This is a genomic window from Pseudomonas sp. Bout1 (assembly GCF_034314165.1).
Classification (GTDB): Bacteria; Pseudomonadota; Gammaproteobacteria; order Pseudomonadales; family Pseudomonadaceae; genus Aquipseudomonas.
Window position 1 is genome coordinate 6,933,085 of the sequence record NZ_JAVIWK010000001.1, and the last position, 25,449, is coordinate 6,958,533.

Here is a 25,449-nt window from a genome sequence, read left to right on the forward strand (position 1 = left end):
CATTCCCTGGCTAGTTATCCACAGGGCGCATTCTAGGGCCAAAGCGGAGCAATACTCCCGGAATTAGTCCACAGAAACAGCAAGAGCCGATGCCCGGTAGTTGCGCCCGACGAACCGATAGTCACCGTTGGCGTCCTGTTGCATCAGGTCGCCGGTGGCAAACCAGCCGTTTCGGGTGTGGCTGATGATGTCTCCGGGGCCGGTCCAGTAGCCGAGGCTCAGGTTCGGGCCGCGCAGGTGCAGCTCGCCCACCGTGCCTTGGGCGACGTCCTCGCCTGTGGCATCCACCAGCCGTGTACGGCCAGACACTCCACGCAAGGCGCCAAAATCCTCGCCAAAGACCGTGCTGCCAATGCACTCGGTCAAACCGTAGGTATTGCCCAGCGGGAGGTTGAAAGTGTTTTCGAAGGCTTCGGCAACCTGCCGTAGGCAAGTATTACCGCCCACACCGCAGGTGCGCAGTGAGCTGATATCGCGAGGCCGCTTACGCTGCGCCTGCACCAGCGGCATGCAGGTAAACGGCGCGACAAACAGGGTGGTGCCGCTGTGCTGTTCGACGGCATCGAGTACGGTGTCGGCATCAAAATGGCTGATCAACACTTCCTGGCAGCCGTGAATCATCGACGCCAGCATCAGCAGTGTTCCCGAGACATAGGCCACCGAGGTGCAGCCGATGACGCTCGCTTCAGGCCCAAGGGGCCAGGCCGTCAGGGCGCCAATCACGTGGGAAACCACGCGCTGGTTATACGCCACCAGCTTTGGCATGCCCGTGGTGCCGGAGGTGGCGAGCAGCAGGAAGGTGGAGTCGATATCCACAGGCAGCGAAACCTCTGTGCGCGAGGCGTAGCCCTGTAGATGACGCCAGGAGCGCGGGCCTCGGTCGCTGGCATCGAAGGTGCGAATGTGCGTTGTCTTGAGTAGGGAGACAACCTGCTGCAGTTCCATTTCATGGATAAACAACGCAGGGCGCAGCCAGCCCAGGAACTCATTCAACTCATGGGCCTTGAACTCGATCTTCAACGGCACCACGATCGCGCTCGTGATCATCGCGGCAAACAGGAACACCGCGTACACCGGTGAAGTTCTGACAGACAGCACAATACGCTCGCCCGGAACAATGCCCGCACGGCGTAACCCGGTGCTCAGGCACGCGACTTCGCTGGCAAGGCGGTGATAGGACCAGACGTCACCGTCGGCAATCAAGGCCACCGCGTTGGGGCGCTCGGCAGCATGGCGGAACAGCGCTTGCAGCGGTGTTTCAGAAGGCGACAGGGTTTGCGCAGCAGCGAAGCAGGTCAGCATGGACGTTTTCCAGGGGCCAGGTCAGGGGCCGCGCAACGGTGCGCGGACTCCACAAGGGAACACGCGGTGCTGGCGGTTTATTCCGTGAAATTCCTGGCCCCTGAAAAAGCAAAACCCCCGAAGATCGGGGGTTTTGAATTTAGAGAATTAAAACTGTCGCGACAGGGGTACGTGTTTCGCAGCCTGCAGCTTCTTGTAGAGGAAACGCAAAACTGTCGCAACCGCCCAAAAATCCGTTTCGGGCATATTTTCTAGAGAATTAAAACTGTCGCAGCCAGAAACGACAAGGCTTTGCGGATATCCGACGAACACGATCAGTGCCTACGCCACCTTGGTTTCCCAAGTTCAAAACAGGATGCGTGTGAGGAACATCGAGCATCCAGAGTTGCGAGCTCAACTTGAACGGGGTTCGCGTAAAATCACTTTGCATAAAATCGATATATCGATTTAGCCTAAAGTGATGATCTTGAGCACAAAAAAAGCCCCCCGACTTGCTATCAAGTGCGGGGGGCGATTGAACATAAGTGGTGTTATTGGTAACGCGGGGGGCTCACCCCGGCGCGCCTTCTTCCCATGGCATCGGCTCGCCTTCGCGCGCTCGCATCTGACACGACTCAGCACATTGGCGATGCGTGTGCAAGTTCGCTTCAGCCAGGCGCTGAATGCGCTCTTTGACTTCCTCCGGCTTCAAGTCCGGGCGCCACGTGCAAATCCCTTGGATAATCCGTTCAAAGGCGATTTCCTCGGCAGCCAGCTTTTGCATGGCGGGGTTCCCTTTCTTTCGAAATTCTGTTTATTGAAATGCTGACCACAGCTGATAAGTCGCATAACAATTGGGGCAATCCCGTGCGATTTCCCACCTGTGATCTAAAAATGGTTTAGAGCAAATTCTGAGGCGCTGAGGAATTCATTCAAAGTATCTGCTCAAGTCACCTGCAAACAGCGGGTCAGGTAGAGTGCAATTTCTCAATAGCGTTGCGCAGCGGACTTTGAATTTCATTGCATCACGTATACCTTCCGACAGCTCAATTTCTCTCACCTCACGAGTACGATGGATGACGCCTCTCGGCTCCACGACGCTCAAGGTTTGCTTCGGTGCGTATGAAAAAACCTACGCTTCTGTGGGAAAAGCCCTTCGCCAGTTTTCCCATTCAGTAGGCAGACTATGCTTATCTCACGTAGGAAATTTCTCTGTTTCAAACCAGTGCTGTAAATTCTTTTACCGTAAAGCTCTGGGTTTGCCATCAACGGAAGCAACACTTATCCCGCGTGACTAACCGTATCTAACCCCTTACAGGTTCGCCATGCCAAAAGCGCTAGTTGTCGACGACCACTTCTTCATCCGCTCAGCAGTTAAGACCATGCTGGAGCAGGAACACTTTCAGATCGTTGGCGAAGCCGACAATGGCGCCGATGCCATTCAGTTGTCCCGCGAGCACGCGCCAGACCTGATAATTCTCGACATTTCCATGCCCAAGCTCGATGGCCTGGAAGTCATCGGTCGTATCCAGGGATTGGGGCTCAATACCCGGATTCTTGTCCTGACATCCCAGCCCGCCGCACTGTTTGCCACGCGCTGCATGAAAGCCGGTGCCGCGGGTTATGTGTCGAAAACCGACGATTTGAATGAAGTGCTGCGGGCGGTGAAGGCCGTGATGGGCGGCTTCACGTTTTTCCCCAACCTCAACACCGCCTCGGTGCGCGCATCAGACATTGAGACCACCGAACTCGACTTGATCAAAAGCCTCTCCGACCGCGAACTGGCGGTGCTGCAGCACTTGGCCTGGGGTAGCAGCAACAAGGAAATTGGCGATCTTTTGCTGATCAGCAGCAAAACCGTGAGCACCTATAAAACGCGACTGATTCAGAAGCTCAACGTCAAATCTGTGGTTTATCTGGCAGAGTTTGCCAAGCGTAATCATCTAATTTAAATGAAGACTCTCTACGGACGATGGTGGGCAGGATGGCTACTGGTGGGCCAGTTGTGGTTCGCCGGGACGAGCTATGCCGACACCGAAACGTTGCGCCTGCTCGGGCGTTCCAAGGTAGACAATTACAGCGTCGAACTGGACGAGAATGACTGGCGATGGCTGCGTCAGCACGAAGGCCTGGTGCTCGGAACTTCGGTGCCGGACTACGCGCCGTTTGACTTGAGTAACGACGGGCAAGATCTTGAAGGCATTACCGCGGACTTTGCCGGGCTGCTGTCCGAGTTGCTGCATGTGCCGATCACCGTGCGTCGTTATGACTCCCGATCCCAGGTTATCGAGGCGCTGAAAAACGGCGAGATCGATCTTCTGGGTACCGCTAACGGTTTTGAGGCCGCCGACCCGACACTGATCGCTTCTACGCCTTACGCTGAAGACCAGCCGACTCTGGTGATTCGCAGCAACGACAACCCGGAAAGCGAAGTTCTCGCGCCGGATCTGGCAGGCAAGCAAGTGGCAATGCTTTACCACTACCTGCCAGCTGACAAAGTACGGGCGTTTTACCCAAAGGCCAATCTGCAACTTTTCCCGTCTACCTTGAGTGCCATCGGAGCTGTCGCCTTCGGCCAGGCCGATGTGTACCTGGGCGATGCGATCAGTACCAATTACCTTATCAATAAGAATTACTTGAACAATGTGCAACTGGCGGACTTTTCACAGATGGCAGGCAGCCATTTTGCCTTTGCCCTGAGGTCCGCGAACACGCAGCTAAAAAGGATCGTCGATAAGGCGCTGGCGGTGATTCCGGCCAGTGAACGCATGACCATCGAGCGCCGCTGGAGCGCCGGTGAAACCAGCATTCCCGGCAATCATCGATTGAACTTCACGGCCGCCGAACAACGCTGGCTCAATGAGCATCCGCGCCTCAAAGTAGCGATTGTCGATACCTTCCTGCCGTTTTCGTTTTCCGACGAAAAAGATGACTTCCGTGGTATCGGCGCCGAGTTGCTGGCCAAAATCAGCCTGCGTACAGGGCTGCGTTTCCAAGTGGTGCGCACCCGCTCGGTCGAGGAGTTGGCCAATACCGTGACCAATGGTGAGGCCGATTTGATCGGCGCCATTGTTCCGAGTGCAGGCCGCGAGAACGTTCTGCGCTTTACCCGACCTTTTATCAGCAATCCTTATGTGTTGGTCAGCCGCAGCGAAACGGGTAGCCCGCTGACCCTCGACGATATGGGTGACAAGCGCCTGGCCGTAATTCCTGGCAGCACCATTGAAGAAAACATCCGACACCAGTACCCCCGTATCCGGCTGTTGCCGGCACCAGACGTCGCCGAGACGCTGGCTATGGTTGCCAAGGGGGAAGCCGATGCCACCGTCAACCCGCTGATCAGTGCGCGTTACATCATCTCGCGGCAGTACCGCGACCAGTTGCGTGTTACCAGCACTGTAGGCACAGCGCCGGCACGCATTACGCTGGCCACCAACCGTGGGGCACTGGAGCTGTACTCGATTCTCGACAAAGCCTTGTTGAGCATCCCCCCGGAAGAAATGGATGAACTCACCAGCCGCTGGCGTACCGAGGTACTGGTGGACGGTAACTTCTGGCCGCGCTATCGCAGCATGATCATCCGCGGTTCAATCGTGCTCGGCCTGGTCCTGCTGCTGGCCGCTGGCTGGATTGCCTATCTGCGCTCGTTGATCCGCAAGCGTATCGCCGCCGAACAAGCCCTGAACGATCAGGTGGAGTTCATGCGCGTGTTGATCGACGGTACGCCGCACCCTATCTATGTGCGTGACCGCGACGGTCGTATGCTGGTGTGCAACGCCAGCTATCTGAACGTCGTCGGGCTGCCCCGCGAAGCGGTGATTGGCACTCAGGTGGTGGATGGTTTGAGCGGTGACCAGGCCGAGGCCCGGGGTTATCACGACGACTACCTGCAGGTGATGAGAGACGGCGAGCCGCGTGTGCTGGACCGCCCGCTGACCCTGCCCAATGGCAAACGCTTGACCATCTACCACTGGATGCTGCCGTACCGCGACAGTAAGGGTGAAGTCACCGGCATGATCGGAGGTTGGATCGACATTAGCGAGCGTCAGATTCTCATGGAAGAACTGATCGAGGCCAAGGGCTCTGCTGATGACGCAAACCGCGCGAAGACCACGTTCCTCGCGACGATGAGCCATGAAATTCGTACGCCGATGAACGCAGTGATCGGCATGTTGGAATTGGCGACCAAACGTGCAGACCAGGGCGTGATGGACCGCTTTGCTCTCGACGTAGCGTCGGGGGCCGCTCGGGGTTTACTCGACCTGATTGGGGACGTGCTGGACATCGCGCGTATCGAGTCCGGGCGCCTATCATTGTCGCCCCAGCGCGCCAACCTGCGGGAGCTAACCGAGTCGGTGGTCAGGATCTTCGAAGGGCTGGCGCAGCAGAAGCAGGTGCAATTGCTGGTGGACCTCGACCTTGGCCCGAACATGGATGTGATGATCGATCCGCTGCGCTTCAAGCAGATTCTGTCCAACCTGTTGAGTAACGCGATCAAATTCACCGAGCGCGGCCGGGTGATGTTGAGCCTCAGTGTCACCGCGCCGAACGCGGATGACCGGGTTTCGGTGCGAATGCGGGTAGCAGACACCGGCATCGGTATCTCCGAGGCTGATCAGGCGCGACTGTTCAGTCCGTTTACCCAGGCGTCCAACAACAAGCTCTCGGCACGCAGCGGTTCTGGCCTGGGCCTGGTGATCTGCCGCACACTGTGTGAAATGATGGGTGGCCAGTTGCAGTTGCGCAGCGACTTGGGACAGGGCACCACGGTCGATGTCGGCTTTGAGTTGACTACCCTGACGCCCCTCAGCACTGCGCTTGTCACCGTAGTGGAACCACTGTCGCAAATCGGCGCGCTGAATATCCTGATTGTCGACGACTACCCGGCCAACCGTATCTTGTTGAGCCAGCAGTTGAACTACTTGGGGCACCACGTCACTGACGCAGAAGACGGTGCCGATGGCTTGCGTGCCTGGCGTAACGACAGCTTCGATGTGGTGATTACTGACTGCAATATGCCGACTATGAACGGCTACCAACTCGCCCAGGCGATTCGTGATGAGGAACGCGCCCGACAGTTGCAAGCGTGTCTGGTGTTGGGCTTTACCGCAAACGCCCAGCCTGAGGAACGTGGCCGTTGCCTTGAAGCCGGAATGGATGACTGCCTGTTCAAACCGATCAGTATCACTGACCTAAGCCAGCGCTTGGCGTCGGTCGAACCACGGTCCAGAGTGCAACCTTCAACCCCAATCAATCTAGATAGCCTCGACATGGATTTGTCCAGCCTCAAGCAGCTGGCACGTGGCGACAAGTCGACCATTCAACGGCTAGTAAATGATCTGGCCCGCAGCACCGAGGAAGATCTGAGGCGCTTGTTGCGTCTTTACACCAGCGACGATTTGCAGGGGCTCGCCGACTTGGCACACCGTGTTAAGGGCGGGGCGCGGATCATCAAGGCGCAAAGCCTGATTCAGCAATGCGAGCAGCTGGAAACAGCCTGCAACAACGCAGATGCCGATGCGGTTACCGAAGCCGTTGATGCGGTGCAGCAGTCTATGGAAGCATTGAACGAGTCCCTCGAGACCTTGCGCGAAGCTGGCATGATCTAAAAGTTTGCGGGTCGGACCGGCGCCTTCTCTCTGAAAAATCCTACACGAGCGTAGGATTTTTCATTCTTTCTCTAAGCATTTTCCTACCTAGCATGGGCGTATCGCTTGAAGTCGAGCGAAACCTCCATGCTTTGCCGTGGGCGGTTTTTTGAACCTGAAGTTACTTTTTGTCCCGCTTGATCGCGGGAAGTTTTCTGTCGACACCTTCTGATCCATGTACCTCCTTTCCTTGCTGAAGACGATGCCCGTGGCCATACCTCCATTACGTATTTTGATTGCTGATAAACAGCACTACCAATGCCGATTGATCGAGAAATGCCTGAACCTGCTCGGCCAATTCCGCATAGCGCCGGTGTGCTCTTTTCAGGAACTGGACCAGGTCACGCAGTCGCCAGGGTTGGTATTTGATCTTGTGGTGCTGAATGCCGACTTAACCCGTGAAGCGGGCATTGATGCTGGCCTGTTCTGCCAACAAAACGTCAATGTGCGCAACGCCCTGATCTACGGCGACGACTACCTGCTGTTGCGCGAATCCGCACCAACCGGAAAGTGGGGCACGCTGATGATGGCAAGGTCGGCAGACCTCTACACCCTGATGCGCGCCTTGGGCGACATCCAGCGTTAGAAATTCGCGATGCGTGACGGCTTGGTCGTCGCGCTGACCGATGTTGTTCGCTGCCGGGGCCTTACCTGCGCAGTTATAAAAATGCTTAGGAGTCAAACCATGAAGATGACCACTATGAGCAAGCGCATCAGCCGCTCAGCCTGGGCCGTAATCGTTGCAGGAGTATTGGCGGGATGCGCCAGTGCACCACCGCCTGCCGAGAAAATCTCCTTGGCCCGCGACGCGGTCGAGCGTGCTGTGTCAGCGCAAGCGACGCAATTCGCGCCGCTTGAAATGAAGACCGCTCAGGACAAGTTGGCCCGCATGGAGCAGGCCATAGGGGAAAAGAATTACGTCCAGGTCAGCACGCTCGCCGAGCAGATCGAGGCCGACGCCAACGTGGCTGAAGCCAAGGCACAAGCCGTACGTAAGCAGCAGGTCTTGAAGCAGGCGCAGGAGGGCATCCAGGTCCTCAAGCAGGAAATGCTCAACGCCCCTGATGCCACCCACTGAGGATCACCTTATGCGTTCTACTCTGTTTATTCCGGTAGTTTCAGTCTTGAGCCTGGCGCTGGCTGGTTGTGCAACCCCTCCGGAAAACCCGCAGTTGCTGCAAGCCCGTAGCGATTTTTCCAGCCTGCAGCAAAAGCCGGCATCCAGCACCTTGGCGGCCGTCGAAACGCGTGTTGCTTCTAATGCCCTTGATCGTGCAAACCAAGCCTCCATTCATAGCCGCACCGATCCGCAGGTTGACCAATTAGCGTACCTTGCATCGCAAAAGATCGCCCTCGCCGAGCAAGCCATTGCTGGCCGGCAAACCGACGCAAAGCTTGATGACATTGCGGTACAGCGCACCCAGGTGCAACTCGACGTGCGTACTGCGCAGCTTAAGGCGCTGCAGGCCATGAACGCTAAGCCATCAGATCGCGGTCAAGTCATCACCTTCGGCGACGTGCTATTTGACACCTCCAGGGCAGAGTTGAAGCCTGGCAGCCAGCGTGACTTGCAGGGCCTGGCGGACTTCCTGGCGCAGAACCCGGAACGCAAGATTCGCGTCGAAGGTTTCACCGACAGCACAGGCGGTGACGCCTTCAACCAGAGCTTGTCTGAGCGTCGTGCCCAAGCAGTGGCGCGGGGTCTGGAGCAGTTGGGCGTGGGTATTGAGCGCATTACTGTAGTGGGTTATGGCAAGCAGTTTCCTGTGGCCGACAACGCCAGCGCGCAATCACGTCAATTGAACCGTCGGGTAGAAGTGATCGTCTCCAACGATGCTTCCGCTGTTAACACTCGTCGGTAAAAACCTCCCTGCATAACGGCTCGGCGCCTGCCAAGCGCCGAAGTTCGTCACCCCGCGCGAAACCACTGCCATGACCACTATCCCCTTACGCGTAATGGTTCTTGAATCCTGCGCGATACATCGTTCATGTACCGCCAATCGACTTAGGGAAGCTGGCAATGTTGAAGTGGTGGAGTCTGCTCACGGATGCCAGGCGTTAGACGTTCTGACACATACTGGCGGGGTGGACATAGTGCTGTGTGACCTGCAGATGGAAGGCATGGACGTGCTGGCGTTTCTGAAGCAAGCAGCCCAGAGACGTTTGCTTCACTCCCTTATCATCCAAGGCTCACATTCTCCGGAACTGCTTCGGTCGATTCGCCAACTTGTGTCGCTTCTAGGTCTGAGACTGCTGGGGTATATCTCCAAGCCTTTTTCGACGCATCAACTGCAAGGTTTGATGCACATGTATCACCATTCTCATGCTCTCGCTCGCGACGCGCAGATAATTGTGCCACTGGCCAACGAAACGGATGTACGTGCAGCGCTGGCGGCCGGGCAGTTTCACGCGTACTACCAACCTAAATTCAACCTCAAGACGTTCGAAATCTGTGGTGTCGAAGTCTTGGCGCGCTGGCAGCATCCCCAACAAGAACTGCTTACGCCTGCGGTCTTTATGCCGACTCTGGAACGCTGTGAGCTGCTGGATGACCTGCTGCTGATGCAGATGCAACAAGCGCTGGCGTTGCAGCACCAGATGAGAACAACCGGCGTAACACTCAGCCTGGCTTTCAACCTGCACGCATCACAACTTGCCAGCAGCGCCTTAAGCCTGCAGGTCAAGGCACTCCTGACTCACTACCAGGCACCCCCATCCAGCGTGACGTTCGAACTGACTGAGAGTGGCATGCTCGACGTTTGCGCCAATAGCCTGGAATGTCTTCTGCGCTTGAGAATGATGGGCTGCAACCTCTCGATAGACGACTTCGGCGCTGGATTTTCGTCGCTTCAGCGCCTGTGTGATTTGCCATTCAACGAGATCAAGCTGGATGCCCAATTTGCATACGCAGTAACACAGGATTTGCGCTCGCGTGTAGTCATCAGCACCATTCAGAGGCTGGGCACAAGCTTGGGGATGGCGGTAGTGATTGAAGGCATTGAAACCCTGGAGCAGTGTCAATTATTACAAAGCTTGGGATGCGTTATCGGGCAGGGCTATGTGTTTTCCCGCGCGATGAGCGAGAGCCAGCTAATCAGATGGTTGGATGAGACGGTGTCGACTGACGGGTAAGAAGCAGCGATCGCGCTGCCCTTGGATAACCGAATCCCGTGGTGAGGTTGCTCCTCTCTTCAGCCTGACGGTTGGCGCCGATACAAACTGAGCCCCAGCGCCAGTATGACCAGCATCCCGGCGCAGCTGCGATTGATCCACTGCATGACGCCTGCGGAAAAACGCTGCATGGCAAGTCGACCTCCGAATGCGTAGATGAGCATCATGATGCAGTCAACCGAAGCGCTAATGAGGGCCAAGAGCGCATATTGCGTGGCAGCCGGCTTGGTGGGCTCAATGAACTGAGGCAGGAACGCTGCGAAAAAAAGTAGGCCCTTGGGGTTGGACAAGCCTACTAGCAGTGCTCGTAGAAACGCCGACTTTCCCGTTGCCAAGATCGGCTTGTGAGATTCGGAAAGCATGCGGGTCGGAGCGCGCCAAAGTACCCATGCAAGATAAACCAGATATACCGCACCGACCCACTTCACGAGGCTGAACAGATGCTCTGAAGCCTGTAGTAAAGCCCCTAATCCGCATCCCACCGCGCCGATCAGCAATAGATCCGACAACGCCGCGCCTGCGATACCGAATGCCGCTACCCGCATGCCATTGGACGCGCCATTGCTGAGGGCCAATAGCATTGAGGGGCCCGGAGTCATCATCACCACACTCACTGCGATGACGTAGAGAAACAACGTGGATGCTTCCATGGGCAATTGGTCCTTTGACGTTCCGTTGAATTTGGTCAAGAAACTGCAAGTTCGGTATGCAGTTTTTAGCGCTATTCCTGTGCAGAAGTCGCTTGAGTATTTTAGACGCTAACCAATCATCCCTTACAAGGGAAATTATTCGTACGAAAAGTCCTACATTGTGTCTGCTAAGTGATTTCAACACGAAGCAAAAATTTCTGCCTTTTATGAAAATTCCTACAGGTCTGTAGGAATTTTCATTCGCGGCATAGGACTCATACCCTTGAATATTGCAACAGCTCTTTAGCGAGTCTCGCAAAGAGTCAAAATTACGCGACATGAATATAGCCCTTTCGCATAGGTAGTTTGATGCACTAGGGAGCTAATAGCAGGTCGCGTCCTGAGCTTGCGAAATTAACACTAGAAGGATTACTCACTTGAAAACTAAACTCATCGCTTTCGCCCTGCTGGCCGGTTCTTCGTTTGCAGGTGTTGTCAGTGCTGCTGATGGTACCGTGAACTTTACGGGTAACATCATGGGCGCGGCCTGTACTGTATCGCCAACCTCCGCCACTCAGACCGTGGCACTCGGCACTGTCAGTTCTTCTTCACTTCCGAGCGTAGGCAGCACTGCCGCGCCGACCAAGTTTGATATCGTCCTGGACAGCTGCCCAGCGGCTGCAACCAAGGCCACCATCAAGTTTGACGGTCCATCGGACAGCAAAAACAGCAGCCTGCTGGCACTCACCACTGGGGCAGGCGTGGCGACCGGTGTAGGTATCGGCCTGTATGAATCCGACTCTTCGACTCAAATCCCAGTGGGTTCGGTGTCGGCCAGCAAGAACCTGTCGAGTACTGCCGCGACCACCTTCACCTATTACGCCAAATACATGGCGACCGGTACGGTCGTTGCCGGTTCGGCAAACGCTGTTAGCAACTTCACCGTTAACTACAACTAATAGCGGCAATCAGACGGGCATTCAAATACTTGAATGCCCGGCTTCAATCATTCGCCTTTTTTCGGGATATGCCTGGAAGATAAAGGCTATTCAAGGAGAACAGATTAATGCAGTGGCTCAGGTCTGTCTGTATTGCCAGCTGTTTGATTGGCATGACCCATACCGCTTGGGCGGGCGTGGTCGTCGGGGGAACCCGAGTGGTCTATGACGGCTCGAAGAAAGAAGCCTCCATCTCGGTGAGTAATCCAGAAAAAACCACACCGTATCTGATTCAATCCTGGCTGGAAAACTCATCAGATGCGGGTAATCTAAAAGCGCCGTTTATCGCGACGCCTCCGCTATTTCGTTTGGAGGCGGGGCAAGAAAACATCCTGCGTATCGTCCGCACAGGCGGTAGTTTGCCAGAGGATAAAGAGTCAGTCTTCTGGATGAATATCAAGTCTATTCCGGCCTCGGAAAAAACAGAAGTTAACACTCTGCAAATTTCCGTGAAGACCCGCATCAAACTGTTTTATCGTCCCGCAGGCTTACAGGGCAACGCCGCTGAAGCCTATAAGTCGCTAACGTTTGTACGCCAGGGTAACCAACTGCGCGTCAACAACCCAACGCCTTACCATGTTTCTTTTTATCGAGTAAGTGTCGGTGCCAGCGAAATAGATAATGCCGGCATGGTTGCCCCGCACAGTTCATTGAGTTGGCCAATACCCACGGGTGCGACAGGGTCTGTCAGCTGGCAAGCCATTAACGATTACGGTGGAATTACTTCCGACAGTAACGCGCCACTCTGATTTAACTAAGTACCGTCCGTTTTCTATTTATTTTTGCGCTGCCGGCATATAACTGCCTGCCGTTATGTGGGTGCGGCTGCGCTTCATATTGTTGGGTAGAGATTATTCCCATGAACAACAACTTTCAGAATCCGATGTCTCATCGAGCCGAAAGAACCCGGCCATGTGTTGTGCGCCCCCCTTATCTTTCGTCTTTGATTGCTGCGCATATTTTAGTCGGTATGGCCGTGCAGTCGTCTTCCGTCATTGCCCAGGACTACTTCAACCCCCAGGCGTTGGAGATGGGCGCTCCCGAACAAAGTGCCATTGATCTTGAACACTTCTCCGGCCAAGGTGGGCAACTACCAGGTTTGTATCGGGTCGACGTTTATTTGAATGACAGTCGCATTGACAGTCGCGATGTAAACTTTGTTGATATCGGCAAGAAACTGCAGCCCGAATTGACGTCCAGTCAGCTGAAAGCGCTGGGGGTTAAGCTGGAAGCGTTTCCAACGTTGCTACAGTTACCGGCGGACAAGGCGATCAGCACCCTGTCTGACTACATTCCAGACGCCAGCAGCCGTTTCGACTTTGGTCAACAACGCTTATACATCAGCATTCCGCAAGCGGCGCTTAACAGTGAAGCACGCGGTTATATTGACCCCGCACTGTGGGACCAAGGTCTTCCGGCAGCGTTGCTGAATTACACCTTCAGCGGTGCCAACACCGAGCGCGACGGCCGTGCGGGTAGTGATGACAGCTATTACCTGAACCTGCGCAGCGGGTTGAACCTTGGTGAGTGGCGGTTGCGTAACTATTCAACCTACAACTCCAGCAACGGCAAAAACAGCTGGCAGACGCTCGACACCTACGTTCAGCGCGATGTTCAGCCGTTGAAAGGCCAAATGACCCTGGGTGACAGCTCTACCCCAAGCGACGTATTCGACAGCGTGCAGTACCGAGGGGCGCAGTTGGCCTCCGATGACAACATGTTCCCCGACAGCCTCAAAGGCTTTGCGCCGGTCGTGAGGGGTATCGCCAAAGGCAATGCCCAAGTCACCGTGCGGCAAAATGGCTACATCATTTACCAGACCTATGTCCCTGCCGGCGCATTCACGATTACTGACTTGTACCCGACCTCATCCAGCGGTGATTTGGACGTCACGATTACTGAAGCCGACGGCAGCATCCATCGCTCTATGCAGCCGTTTTCCGCAGTGCCTGTCATGTTGCGTGAAGGGCGCCTGAAATATTCGGTGACGGCAGGTCAGTACCGAACCCTGGCCAGTGAGAGCAGCACACCGAGTTTCGTTCAAGGCACGCTGATTTACGGCTTGCCTCGTGACTCTACGATTTATGGCGGTGTATTGGCGTCCGGCAAGTATTCCGCCGGGACCTTGGGCGTTGGCCATGGGTTTGGCGACTGGGGTTCGCTGTCCATGGATGTGACGCAAGCCCAGACCGAATTGCGCGATGGCTCCAAGCATGAAGGGCAGTCCGTGCGATTCCTTTATGCCAAAGACATCGAAGCCACGGGCACCACCTTTACGCTGGCGGGCTATCGTTATTCAACCAGTGGTTACTACGATTTCCAGGAAGCCAATGAGATCGATCCGGGTAACTTCAATGACTGGCGCGGCATCTATACCAAACGCAGCAAGGCCCAAATCAACGTTAACCAGTCACTGGGCGACTACGGCAACTTTTACCTCAATGGCTACCAGCAGGATTTCTGGCGCCAAAACGGGTACGAGCGCAGTTTGACCGCTGGCTATAACCTGAGCCATCGCGGTGTAACTTACGGCGTCAGCTACACCTACAGCCAGGCACCTGCGGATGCCGGCCGCTACGGCAACGACCAGCAAGTGGCGTTCAGCGTGCAAATGCCGTTGGAAAATCTACTGCCGCATAGCTGGGCCAGTTACAACCTCAACACCAGCAAGAACGGCAGTACCACCCAAAACGCTGGCCTGAGCGGCACCGCACTGGCGGATAACAACCTTAGCTACAACGTACAGCAGGGTTATGCCAACCAGGGTGCCGGTAGCAACGGCAGCGCTAACGCCAACTACAAAGGCACCTACGGCGAAGCCAGTGTCGGTTACAACTATGATGCCCAGTCACAACAACTCAACTATGGCTTGCAGGGCGGCATCGTAGCGCATCCCTATGGCGTTACGTTCTCCCAGCAGCAGGGTGAAACCATGGCCTTGGTGCGTGCACCAGGAGTGGCGGGCGCCAAGGTGCAAAACAACACCGGGGTAAATACCGATTGGCGTGGTTATGCCGTGGTGCCGTTTGTCAGTACCTATCGCGCCAACCGCGTAGCGCTGGACACCGAAACCCTGCCCGACGATGTCGATATAGAAACAACCACGAAGACCGTTATTCCCACCAAGGGAGCACTGGTGCTCGCTGATTTTCAGCCTCGGGTTGGTAGTCGGGTGTTGATGACCCTTAAGTATCAGGGCAAGCCTGTGCCGTTTGGCGCCAGCGCTACATTGGTCGAGAACAACGCGGCCTCGCCGAACACTGTCGTCGTCGGTCTTGACGGTGAGGTGTACCTGAGTGGCGTGCCGGAGTCGGGCTCAATAGATGTGAAATGGGGATCGGATGCGGGACAGCAATGCAAGGTGAACTTCACGTTGCCGAAAAAGGCTGAAGTTGACGGAGCTTTCACAACGATTCGTACATTGGCTGCACGTTGCCAATAAAGGAGGAATTTCATGAGTATTATTAAAGGCAAGACGTGGATCGCGCCGGCTAAGGGGATGGCTTGTGTGGCTGCCGTACTGTTTATGAGTGGGCTGTCGCAGGCTGCTTTGGCGTCGTGCAGTTTTAGCGGTGGCGTTAGCTCGGAGGTAACCAAGACTGTTAGCTTTGGCAAGGTGACTGTTCAGAGAGACAGCCCAATCGGTACTGTATTGGCCACTCAGTCTACTGGCGCTTACGCTGGTGGAGCTGCTTTTTTGGCTGTACTACTGCGTGGGTCTACCGCTGGGAAAATACAACATGGCCAACGCTCAGTAGCTACGGTAATGGCGTTTACAACACTAACATTGCTGGTGTCGGCATTCGTATCACCAACGGCAATGGTAAGGTAACGCCTTATGATCAACCGGCAGCCGCCAATGAATATATACTTATACCTGATATAAAAGTCGAACTAATCAAGACAAAATCGGGTGCTGTGGGGGCCGGTACTATACCAATTGGTATCGAGTCCAGAGCCTCCATCGCCAGCCAGTTTTATACGGCAAACGTCTCACTGACCGGTACCAATACTATTGTTCCTGTTGCCTGTTCAGTGACTAACACATCGATTCCGGTACCGATGGGTGACATCCCGCGCACGTCTTTTACAGGTGTGGGTAGTTCGAGTCCTGAAAAGTCGTTTTCTATTCCGCTCAATTGTGATGCCACTACCCGTGTCAATGTGACGTTGGACGGCACGCGGCACAGTTCCGGCATAGCCGGGCTACTGGCGTTGGACCCATCGGCTAGCGACACCGTAGCCAGCGGTGTAGGTTTGCAATTGCTGTTCAAGAGCGCCCCAGTCTCGCTGGGCAGCCCGATTGCTGTGGGAACGGTGGCGAGTGACGGTGCGTACTCCGTTCCGTTCACTGCGCGCTATTACCAGACCGGTGCGACTGTAGGCGGTGGGAAGGCCAACAGTACCGCTACTTTTACCATGACCTACCAGTAATGTTGAGATGCAATCGGTGGTGAGAGGGGACCCTCTTTATCTATAAAGGCGTGGCTGATTGAGAAGTTGAATCAGCTGCGCGTAGTAAACTGTTTTTGATGGATTAGCGTGCTTCTATGCATTGGCCCGCGCGAAGTCAACAAAGTCTCGGGGCAGCGTTGGTTGGATCAAGGTCAACCTTTAAAAGGATCATTCGACGCCTACTGCTCGGAGCAGAGTCTGCAACACCTTTCCGGCGTTCCCCAGCAACATAATCTCACTCCCTCCGTCTAACCCCACATCCTCAAGATTGACATGAATCACCGTGGCTCCCGCTGCTATGGCTATGTCTGGAATATCTGCAGCAGGTGTTACGATACCGCTCGTGCCAACTGAAATTAGCAACTCACAATTTCTCACAATCCGAACGGCAAGTCGCCAAGCATCCTCAGGCAAGTTCTCCTTGAACCACACTACCCCCGGTCGAAGTCTGCCGTTACAGCGGGCACATCTAGGAGGCTCGATTAGCTTCCCTTCATCGGCGATCTGCAACTGCTCTGGAGTCAATTCAAACGGCCGATGGCAGGCAAAGCATTTCGCACTCATCAGACTGCCGTGAAGGTGTATCACACCCTTTGAGCCTGCCCGCTCGTGCAAGTTATCGATATTCTGGGTGACGACCGAGACGTCCCAGCCAGCTTTAGCCTGAATCCATAACACCCCTGCCATCCTATAGCCGACGCCAATTTCTTTACCTCAGCTCTACTGAATGAGGCACGCTTTGCCAGCTCTATAAAAACCTCTATATCGGATGCATACCTGTTGATAAGGAGGTTTCGCATTACAAAGGAAGTAAGTGACTCATCAGGTCGTATTTGCAAGAGCATCAGAAACGCCGGTGCATTGGTGCCAATTTAGGAACCGGGCGGGAGAAGCCTGTCGCGACCTCAAGGGAGCCAGCGAGCGCTCCCCTGTGCTGCGACAGTTTTAATTAGCTAGCGACAGTTTTAATTCTCTAAATCCAGGGTGGTGCCCAACATCATAGTTTGACACACGGAAACCAATAAAATCAGTCGTTTACGGAACCTGCCGCGATGCCATTTTTACAACATAGATTGACACAACGCATAACGATATCCGAATGACGGGATGAGTTTATAACAACATAGTTTGACACTACCCGCGGGAGCCTTTTTAAAGTCGAGATTGCAGCCGAACAAAATATTGTGACACCACCGGCTCAGTGAACTCAGGGGTAAACGGCTTAACGGAGCATGCCAGCTGAATGAATATTTTGACAAAAATGCCCTTGGGGGCGCGTACCCAATTGTGATGGTTCTACTTAGCTGCGGTTAGATCGAAATGACATGCCCTCATTTACCTCAATCAGCATTTGTTCGACCCGATGTGTGCCGTGAGTTGTAGTGAGCATCGCTGTTGGACTTTTACCCGAAAACCGGGATTTCGGTTTGGAAAGCCATTGTTTGGCCTTCTCTGCGTCCCCGAAGATCACATCGGCCATGGCGGTAATATGTGCAAAGCGGAACAGGCGATCACTCTCATCCACCGTTAAAAGCTGATTGCTGACCAATTTTGTTTTGAGCATTTTGAGTGGAATAATTCTGTCGCGTTCTTCCGGACTTATAGTTCCAACGTCGCAAAGCGACTGGATCAGGCTGGCCGAGAAGCCAGCTACGATAATGTCGTGAATGTCCTGGTCAGAGGCGTTTGAGGGGATATTAAGAGACGCCTCCAGCCGGATGCGGTAGGCATGATAAGCTTCATCAAGCAGGACTCCAGCAAACACGGGCTGCACTGATGTTGTTCCATGCGTAGGCTTCAGCACTATTGCGCCGTCCGCTACCGTAATCGTCAGATCGTCCCCCACACCTACTCCCATTTTGGCAAGCAGTTCTGGGGGTAAATCAACGATGACATCACCGCTACCATCCTCAGTATCCTGGCATTTGACTATCCAGCGCTCGCTCCCACTCATGATCGTCCGGTTCTCATTTCGTAATTAGAGAAGACGCATCATTATGCTCGCGCGCAGAGCAGATCCAGTCACTGGATAACCGTGCATAGAGGCCATTCCTGCCGGTTATTGCGACGAGCGGCTGCACTCTCCGGCGCATCGGCAAAGATGTCAGCTAAAAGCTCGACTACACGCCCGCTGTTTCACGTTCGAGCACCACATCGGACGGAAATGGGTCAACGGCAGCCATTGGTCTGGTCAGAAAGATATTCGCCAAAGGGAAGGAAAAGAAGCCCAACAGAGACCGGCCTCAACTTCGTCGCATCTCGACTGCTCGCGACTCAAAACGAGGCGTACATTTTTCTGACCTGCAGATTTAGTGATAATGGTCGGCTCGACAAGCGCGCCGGCCACTTTCACCACCGCTGTTTCACTTTTGAATGGACACAATCGTAGCTCTACCACCCTCTATCAGGAAGGAAAAAGATACACGGTCTCCGGCCGTCAGCCCTGTCAACTTATCTTGCGTTACGGAAAAGACCATGGTCATCGGCGGCCATCGCACGGCAGGCACAGCGCCGTGAGAGATAGTCACCGTATGCTTCACAGTATCGATAGCCTTGATCGTTCCATCGGCATTCGCGACTGGAGCCTGCTTTGTTTCCTCAGTCATCTGCTTGCTCTCCATACCGTCCATCTTCATACCCGGCATGTCCTCTGCCAGGGCAGAAAAAGACAACGCTACTACGGTGCTGGCAACTGCAATCAGGGTCAGTTTCATACGACACTTCCTTCAGGTTTGACGGTTTCAACGGAGAGGTGCCGGCGACGCATCAGGCGATAGGCTGCCGGAATGACAAACAGGGAAAGCAAGGGTGCCGTGACCATGCCGCCTACCATGGGCGCAGCAATGCGGCTCATCACCTCGCTGCCGGTCCCGCTGCCCAGCAAGATGGGTAACAAGCCGGCAATGATGACGGCCACGGTCATGGCCTTGGGTCGAACACGCTGCACGGCGCCTTCACGAATCGCCGCAACCAGACCGAGCTCAGTGCTGTCGCCGAGGTCTTCACGTTCGGCCCAGGCGTTCTTCAGGTAGAGCAACATGATCACGCCAAACTCGGCGGAAACACCGGCCAAGGCGATAAAGCCGACCCCGGTGGCGACTGACAGGTTGAACCCCAACAGATAGAGGAACCATGCCCCGCCCGTGAGAGCGAATGGCAGAGTGGCCATGATCAGCAAGGCCTCATCGAAGCGGGCAAAAGTCAGGTAGAGCAGCACGAAGATGATCAACAGCGTGGCAGGCACCACCAGTTTGAGTCGTGCGTTGGCCCTTTCGAGAAACTCGAACTGCCCTGAGTAGCTCAGGCTCATGCCGGGCTGCAACTTGACCTGCTCATTGACGACCCGTCGTAGATCAGCGACCACCGACGCAATGTCCCTCCCCCGCACATCGACGTACACCCAGCCCGAAGGTCGTGCGTTCTCGCTCTTGAGCATCGGTGGACCGTCCGTGACTTTGACCTTCGCCACTGTGCCGAGGGTGATCTGGCTACCTAGCGGGGTATAGATCGGCAATTGCTCCAGGGCGCCGAGCGAGTCACGCCACTCCCGTGGATAGCGCACGTTGATCGGGAAGCGTGCGAGCCCTTCAATGGTCTCGCCGACGTTTTCACCGCCGATAGCGCCGGCCACGATGGACTGCACATCGGCGATATTCAGTCCGTAGCGGGCGGCGGCTTTGCGGTCGATATCCACATCGATATAGCGACCACCGGTCAGACGCTCGGCCAGAGCCGAACTGACGCCGGGCACGTCCTTGGCCACTCGCTCAACCGCCTGAGTCGCGGCATCGATCTCCGTCAGGTTGGTGCCGGCAACTTTCACTCCGATGGGACTCTTGATCCCCGTAGCCAGCATGTCGATACGGTTACGAATCGGTGGTATCCAGATATTCGTCAGCCCAGGGACTCGTACCACTCGATCCAGTTCTTCCACCAACTTTTCCTGGGTCATGCCTGGACGCCATTGCTCGTGCGGCTTGAACTGGATCGTGGTTTCGAACATCTCCAGCGGTGCGGGGTCGGTGGCGGTTTCAGCGCGCCCCGCCTTACCGAAGACGTGTTCGACTTCAGGCACGGTCTTGATCAGACGGTCAGTCTGTTGCAGCAGTTGTGCCGCTTTCTGCGCTGACAATCCCGGCAGAGCTGAAGGCATATAGAGCAGGTCGCCCTCGTCCAACGGGGGGAGAAACTCGCCACCCAAGCGAGACATTGGCCATAGCGCACTGACAAAAACCAATAGTGCCACCAGCAGCGTGATCTTTGGTCGACGCAAGACTGCGTCCAGGGCTGGCTGATAGATCCGAATCAACCACCGGTTCAACGGGTTCTGATGTTCACTGGGAATTCGTCCACGAATCCAGTAGCCCATCAGCACCGGCACCAAGGTCACTGACAATCCCGCCGCTGCGGCCATGGCGTAGGTCTTGGTGAAAGCCAATGGGCCGAACAGCCGTCCTTCCTGAGCTTCCAGGGTGAACACCGGAATGAAAGACAGAGTGATGATCAACAAACAGAAGAACAGCGCCGGGCCTACCTCTGCCGCCGCTTCGGTCATTACATGCCAATGACGTTCACCCTTCAGTTCTTCCCCCGGATTGGCCGCGTGCCATGCCTCGATCTTCTTGTGGGCGTTCTCGATCATCACCACGGCGGCATCGACCATGGCGCCGATGGCGATGGCTATCCCGCCCAAGGACATGATGTTGGCGTTGATGCCCTGGTAGCGCATGACGATGAAGGCAATCAGCACCCCCACCGGCAGCGAAATGATCGCCACCAGAGATGAGCGCAGGTGCCAGAGGAAGATCCCACACACCAACGCGACAACGATGAACTCTTCGATGAGCTTGTGGCTGAGGTTTTCCACGGCGCGGTCGATCAGCTTACTGCGGTCGTAGGTGGTGACGATATCCACCCCGGCCGGCAGACTGCTTTTCAGTTCGTCGAGTTTGGTCTTGACCGCGGCAATGGTCTCGCGAGCATTCTTGCCGCTGCGCAAAATCACCACGCCGCCGACGGTCTCGCCTTCGCCGTCGAGTTCAGTAATGCCACGCCGCATTTCCGGTCCCAACTGGATCGTGGCGACATCGCCAAGGGTTACTGGCACTCCTCCCGAAGCCAGCTTGAGCGGGATCGCCCGAAAGTCATTGAGCGTCTTCAGGTAGCCGGAAGCCCGCACGATGAACTCGGTCTCTGCCATCTCCAGCACCGCGCCACCGGTTTCCTGGTTGGCCTTGCCGATGGCTTCGGTCACCTCAGCCTGAGTAATACCGAGGCTGGCCAGTTTGAGCGGATCAAGCTGGACCTGGTACTGCTTGACCATGCCACCCACGGTGGCTACTTCTGCAACGTTGGGCAGGGTCTTGAGTTCGAACTTGAGGAACCAGTCCTGAAGTGCGCGTAGCTGCGCCAGATCGTGTCCTCCACTGCGATCCACCAGTGCGTACTGATAGATCCAGCCCACCCCCGTCGCATCCGGTCCCAACGCCGGCTTGGCGCTGGCCGGCAACCGACTTTGTATTTGGCTCAGATACTCCAACACCCGCGAGCGCGCCCAGTACAAGTCAGTGCCGTCTTCGAACAGCACGTAAACGAAGCTGTCACCGAAGAAGGAATAGCCACGCACCGTCTTGGCACCCGGCACCGAGAGCATGGTGGTGGCCAACGGATAGGTCACCTGGTTCTCGACAATCTGCGGCGCTTGTCCCGGAAAAGGGGTGCGGATGATCACCTGAACATCCGAGAGATCTGGCAGTGCATCGATGGGCGTGCTCTGCACCGACCAAATGCCCCACGCCGTGACAAACAGCGTCGCCAGTAGCACCAGGAATCGGTTGGCCACTGACCAACGAATCAGGGCAGCGATCATGGCTGGCTCCCCGATTTTTCCAGGCGCTCAACACGCAGGCCATCGTCGGTCTGACTCACCGCAACCCGAACCTTGTCACCCGTTTTGAAGCCCTGCATCAGCGCCGGGTTGGCGAGTGGGAACGTCATCGTCATGCCAGGCATACCCAGCGTTTTGAAAGGACCATGGGCGAGCGTGACTTCTTTGTCGTTGATCTCAACGATCTGCCCATCCGCTTCATGAAAGCTGGAGGCTGCTGCGCTGGGTGGTGACTCTTCCTCCGAGCTTGCAACGATGCCCTTAAGACTGGCCTCCGAGTCGAGCAGGAACTGGCCAGAGGTCACCACCTTCTGGCCTTCTTCCAGACCTTTCACTATCGCCGTCTTGCCATCGCTTTCCTGCCCGAGTTGCACCGCCACGGGACGGTAGCGGCCGGCGTCTGCGGCGAGCATCACCAAGGCACGTCGGCCCGTGCGAATCACCGCTTCGCTCGGCACCCACAACACACTTTGCTCGGTCGAACGATTCAGGTGTACCTGCGCTGTCAAACCCGGTCTGAGGCGTCCGTCCGGATTGGGTAACTCGACACGTACGCGAAGCGTGCGGCTGTCCGGATTGGTCTCGGGCAAAATCGCGCTGACCCTGCCGTTGAGTATTGTCCCTGGGAAAGCTGGCAGGCGCGCTTCGACCGCCTGCCCCACGGTGATTGATCCGGCATCCGATTCTGGAACGGCCACGGCTAGCCAGACACTGCTCAAGCCATTGACGCGTGCCAGAGTATCGCCAGTCGCCACGGTCATTCCCGCACGTACGTTCAATTCTTGCAGTACACCGGCAATGGGGCTGGTCAGCGTCAGGTAGGGCTGAACCTTACCGCCACGCTCTACATCGGTAATCAGTGCTGCCGGCATCCCTGTGAGCCGCAGTCGTTGTCGGGCCGCATCCAACAGGGCAGCATCCCCGTTGCGTTTCAGGGCAAGGAACTCTGTCTGGGCAGCGGCCCACTCAGGCACCAGAACATCCGCCAGCGCCGCGTTGGCTTTGAGTACATCGCCGGGAGCATGGGCATAGACCCGCTCCACAAAGCCAGGGGTGCGCGCCTGAATCACAGCGACATCACGTTCGTTGAATCCCAACACACCTGTCACGTCGAGGCTGGAATCAAAGATCGCACGGCTGACTGTCGCAAAACGCAGGCCGAGATTTTGGGTCAGACTTGGATCGATACTGACGGTCGCTCGGTCCCCTGCGCTGCTGGTGTACTGCGGGACCAGTTGCATGTCCATGAAGGGAGACTTACCCGGCTTATCGAACTTTTGTTGCGGGTACATGGGGTCGTACCAATAAAGTGCTTTGCGTTCGCCCGGTGAATTGAGGCTCTGCTCTTGTGTGGTATTTGGTAGTCCACTCATACGCTGATGCGCCAACCAGTAACCACCGGCAACACCTAAGGCCAGCGAGATGCCAACCAGCAATGCCCCGTTCCCTTTTTTAAGGCTCATTGGCTGGACTCCCCATAAGCAAAATACAACCGCGCACTGGTCAGCGCTCGCTGCTCTTCCACGTCGATCTGTTTGAGGCGGGCCTCGATGAGTTCACGTCGGGCAGCAACAACGGCGTTTAAATCGCCTTTGCCCGAGCGATAACTGGCCATGCTGAGTTCGACCTTTTCCTTGGCCAGCGGCAACAGGCTTTCCTGGTTTCGGCGCACGGCACGATTCAGGCGCTCATAGTCGGCCAGTTCGCTCTCTAGTTGCTGAGTGTGCTCGCGTGACAGAGCTTCGCGCTCGGCCTCAAGCTGACTGAGTTCAGCCTGTTTGGCTGCGATTTTGGGGTTTTGGCGCGAGTCAGGAAACAGCGGCAGCTCCCAGGAAAATTGCACGCTGACCATATCGCCAAACTCACGGCCGCGACGCTGATAATCCAGCTCCCAGCTCCAGTCCGACTGCTTCTCCGACACGGCTTCACGAACCTTGGCTTGCGCTTCGCGGGTCATCGGCGCAAACGCTGCCAACTCGGGGTGGTGTTGCAGTTTATGGGCGTAGCCGGAGGTATCGACGGGCCAATGCGGCAAGCTGCCCACAGGCTTGTCGTTGGCGGCGGAGCCAATCCAGCGTTTGAGGGCTGCTCGGGCCTGCGCTCTCTGGAGAATCAGATCGTCCTGTTGCTCCGCCAGTTGAGCCGCTTCTTGCTTAGGCGTCACCGCATCGGCGGGTTGAGCGCGGCCACCGGCAATCTGGGCCCTGACGGTATCGGTCAACAGGCGGTTTTCTTTGTAGAAGTCCTGGAACAGCGCATCTTTGCGCTCAACCGAGTAGCTATTGATCCAGGCCAACGCCGTGGACTGGCGTACTTTCAGACGTTCGACTCGACGCTCCGCAGCGGCGCGATCAATGGCCGCATCGGCCACTTCTATGCGCGCTTTGCGCTTGTCGCTGTTGGGCATTTCTTGCCTGACCCCGACCACTTGCATGGTCATGAAGTCCTGATCGATGCTCCAGCGATCCGGACCGCCAATGGGGTAGTTCTGCACACCCAACAGTAGCCTGGGGTCAGGTAGTTCACCGGCTGGAATAGCCGCGCTGCTGGCAGCTTGAATTTTGGCGTCTTGTGCGGTCAGCGACGGTGCATTGTTTTCGGCCAGCCGCAACGCTTCATCGAGTGTCAATGCGGCAGCGAAGCTCGGCAATGCCAGTACGCTTGCCGCCAGACCGGCCACGAGGGACCAGCCTGTGCAATAGCACTTGGAGTTCATGTTTACGATTCCTGTGATCATCCACTGCACGCGTCAAAAGACATGCGCGCAGCTAGTCCATCCCGCTAACGCGGAATGAGGCTCAATGTGGGACAGGAATCAAACGCGAGGCGGTCGCCATACCCCGGACGGGGTCTGTACGGGTAGGGAATCGCTGAAGAAGTAAAGCACTACGGGGCTGAATACGGTTACAGGAGGCTTGAGGATCGAGACTTGCAGCATGCCGCCTGTCTTGCATTCCTGGCCCGGCTTACAAGGTTTGCCGTGCTCGGAAGGGCTTTTCATATCGTTGCAGCAGTCCATCCCCATGTCGTCCATTATCGCCATGCCCATCGTCTTCATTGGGCATGGTTCTGTCGGTGCCTGAACGCCCGCCATCCCGCTGAGGGGAAGCGCCAAGCTAATCATGAAGACGATGCAAAACCGCAGATAGCGTTTCATGGACTGGAGTGTAGACGGTGCAAATGGCCCTTACAATTGGATGCAGGGCATAAACGGCCTGCCGAGAGGCCTAAGTCAGGTGATAACACCGGAGCTGGTTTATAAATCTGAGTCAATTTTTATCTGGCCACATCTCATCTTTTACCTGAGTTTGTGGACAGATTGCAGCCAAAAATAGGCGAATAGGAGACCTCAAATCAAGTTTTTGAACCCTCTTCTGCCT

General features: G+C 55.9%; 19 protein-coding genes and 1 pseudogene. 10 read left to right on the forward strand and 10 right to left on the reverse strand.

Annotated elements, in window-relative coordinates; genetic code table 11:
• Positions 1-63 precede the first annotated feature (63 nt).
• Positions 64-1,302 (reverse strand): class I adenylate-forming enzyme family protein, encoded by a 1,239-nt coding sequence (locus RGV33_RS32195; protein WP_322148494.1) that lies wholly within the window; start codon positions 1,300-1,302, stop codon positions 64-66.
• Positions 1,303-1,852: 550 nt separating this feature from the next.
• Complete coding sequence (locus RGV33_RS32200; RefSeq protein WP_322148495.1) at positions 1,853-2,065, reverse strand: hypothetical protein; 213 nt, start codon at positions 2,063-2,065, stop codon at positions 1,853-1,855.
• Positions 2,066-2,606: 541 nt separating this feature from the next.
• On the opposite strand from RGV33_RS32200, the gene RGV33_RS32205 reads away from it, so the two are divergent.
• From RGV33_RS32205 to RGV33_RS32230, 6 genes are all read left to right on the forward strand, one after another.
• Positions 2,607-3,233 carry a response regulator transcription factor gene (locus RGV33_RS32205; protein WP_322148496.1) on the forward strand — a complete coding sequence of 209 codons (627 nt, stop codon included), beginning with the start codon at positions 2,607-2,609 and terminating at the stop codon, positions 3,231-3,233.
• A gap of 42 nt (positions 3,234-3,275) precedes the next feature.
• A complete protein-coding gene (locus RGV33_RS32210; RefSeq protein ID WP_322148497.1) occupies positions 3,276-6,890 on the forward strand; it encodes a transporter substrate-binding domain-containing protein in 3,615 nt (1,204 codons plus the stop codon).
• Positions 6,891-7,104: 214 nt separating this feature from the next.
• Positions 7,105-7,515: a hypothetical protein gene (locus tag RGV33_RS32215; protein WP_322148498.1), complete on the forward strand. Its 411-nt coding sequence runs from the start codon at positions 7,105-7,107 to the stop codon at positions 7,513-7,515.
• A gap of 99 nt (positions 7,516-7,614) precedes the next feature.
• Positions 7,615-8,007: a DUF4398 domain-containing protein gene (locus RGV33_RS32220; protein ID WP_322148500.1), complete on the forward strand. Its 393-nt coding sequence runs from the start codon at positions 7,615-7,617 to the stop codon at positions 8,005-8,007.
• Between the two features lie 10 nt (positions 8,008-8,017).
• Positions 8,018-8,791 carry an OmpA family protein gene (locus RGV33_RS32225; RefSeq protein ID WP_322148502.1) on the forward strand — a complete coding sequence of 258 codons (774 nt, stop codon included), beginning with the start codon at positions 8,018-8,020 and terminating at the stop codon, positions 8,789-8,791.
• 70 nt (positions 8,792-8,861) lie between these two features.
• Positions 8,862-10,061, forward strand: coding sequence for an EAL domain-containing response regulator (locus tag RGV33_RS32230; protein ID WP_322148503.1), 1,200 nt, complete (start codon positions 8,862-8,864; stop codon positions 10,059-10,061).
• A 59-nt stretch (positions 10,062-10,120) separates the two neighbouring features.
• Here the strand turns inward: RGV33_RS32230 and RGV33_RS32235 are convergent, their stop codons facing one another.
• Positions 10,121-10,750 (reverse strand): LysE family translocator, encoded by a 630-nt coding sequence (locus RGV33_RS32235; RefSeq protein ID WP_322148505.1) that lies wholly within the window; start codon positions 10,748-10,750, stop codon positions 10,121-10,123.
• A gap of 416 nt (positions 10,751-11,166) precedes the next feature.
• Here RGV33_RS32235 and RGV33_RS32240 point away from each other — a divergent pair, with 416 nt between their 5' ends.
• From RGV33_RS32240 to RGV33_RS32260, 4 genes are all read left to right on the forward strand, one after another.
• Positions 11,167-11,688: a fimbrial protein gene (locus tag RGV33_RS32240; protein WP_322148506.1), complete on the forward strand. Its 522-nt coding sequence runs from the start codon at positions 11,167-11,169 to the stop codon at positions 11,686-11,688.
• A 107-nt stretch (positions 11,689-11,795) separates the two neighbouring features.
• Complete coding sequence (locus RGV33_RS32245; protein ID WP_322148508.1) at positions 11,796-12,476, forward strand: molecular chaperone; 681 nt, start codon at positions 11,796-11,798, stop codon at positions 12,474-12,476.
• A 227-nt stretch (positions 12,477-12,703) separates the two neighbouring features.
• The gene (locus tag RGV33_RS32250) at positions 12,704-15,169 is read left to right on the forward strand and encodes a fimbria/pilus outer membrane usher protein (RefSeq protein ID WP_322148509.1); all 2,466 of its coding nucleotides are present in this window, start codon (positions 12,704-12,706) and stop codon (positions 15,167-15,169) included.
• A gap of 209 nt (positions 15,170-15,378) precedes the next feature.
• Complete coding sequence (locus RGV33_RS32260; RefSeq protein ID WP_416152144.1) at positions 15,379-16,161, forward strand: fimbrial protein; 783 nt, start codon at positions 15,379-15,381, stop codon at positions 16,159-16,161.
• 189 nt (positions 16,162-16,350) lie between these two features.
• On the opposite strand, the pseudogene RGV33_RS32265 reads toward RGV33_RS32260, so the two are convergent.
• From RGV33_RS32265 to RGV33_RS32295, 7 genes and pseudogenes are all read right to left on the reverse strand, one after another.
• A pseudogene (locus tag RGV33_RS32265) lies at positions 16,351-16,845 on the reverse strand (SIR2 family NAD-dependent protein deacylase); the annotation flags it as partial.
• A 637-nt stretch (positions 16,846-17,482) separates the two neighbouring features.
• Positions 17,483-18,136 (reverse strand): antitoxin Xre/MbcA/ParS toxin-binding domain-containing protein, encoded by a 654-nt coding sequence (locus RGV33_RS32270; RefSeq protein WP_082069125.1) that lies wholly within the window; start codon positions 18,134-18,136, stop codon positions 17,483-17,485.
• A gap of 409 nt (positions 18,137-18,545) precedes the next feature.
• Positions 18,546-18,896 (reverse strand): copper-binding protein, encoded by a 351-nt coding sequence (locus RGV33_RS32275; RefSeq protein WP_045058206.1) that lies wholly within the window; start codon positions 18,894-18,896, stop codon positions 18,546-18,548.
• Positions 18,893-22,051, reverse strand: a complete 3,159-nt coding sequence (locus RGV33_RS32280; protein WP_115146705.1) for an efflux RND transporter permease subunit — start codon at positions 22,049-22,051, stop codon at positions 18,893-18,895. Before RGV33_RS32280 ends, RGV33_RS32275 begins: the two co-directional genes overlap by 4 nt.
• A complete protein-coding gene (locus tag RGV33_RS32285; RefSeq protein WP_184336318.1) occupies positions 22,048-23,532 on the reverse strand; it encodes an efflux RND transporter periplasmic adaptor subunit in 1,485 nt (494 codons plus the stop codon). The genes RGV33_RS32280 and RGV33_RS32285 overlap by 4 nt, the downstream gene beginning before the upstream one ends.
• On the reverse strand, positions 23,529-24,785 hold the full coding sequence (locus RGV33_RS32290; RefSeq protein WP_090470168.1) for a TolC family protein: 1,257 nt from the start codon (positions 24,783-24,785) through the stop codon (positions 23,529-23,531). The genes RGV33_RS32285 and RGV33_RS32290 overlap by 4 nt, the downstream gene beginning before the upstream one ends.
• A 99-nt stretch (positions 24,786-24,884) precedes the next feature.
• Entirely contained in the window at positions 24,885-25,226 is a 342-nt protein-coding gene (locus tag RGV33_RS32295) for a hypothetical protein (RefSeq protein WP_045058202.1), read from the reverse strand.
• Between the last annotated feature and the right edge of the window lie 223 nt (positions 25,227-25,449).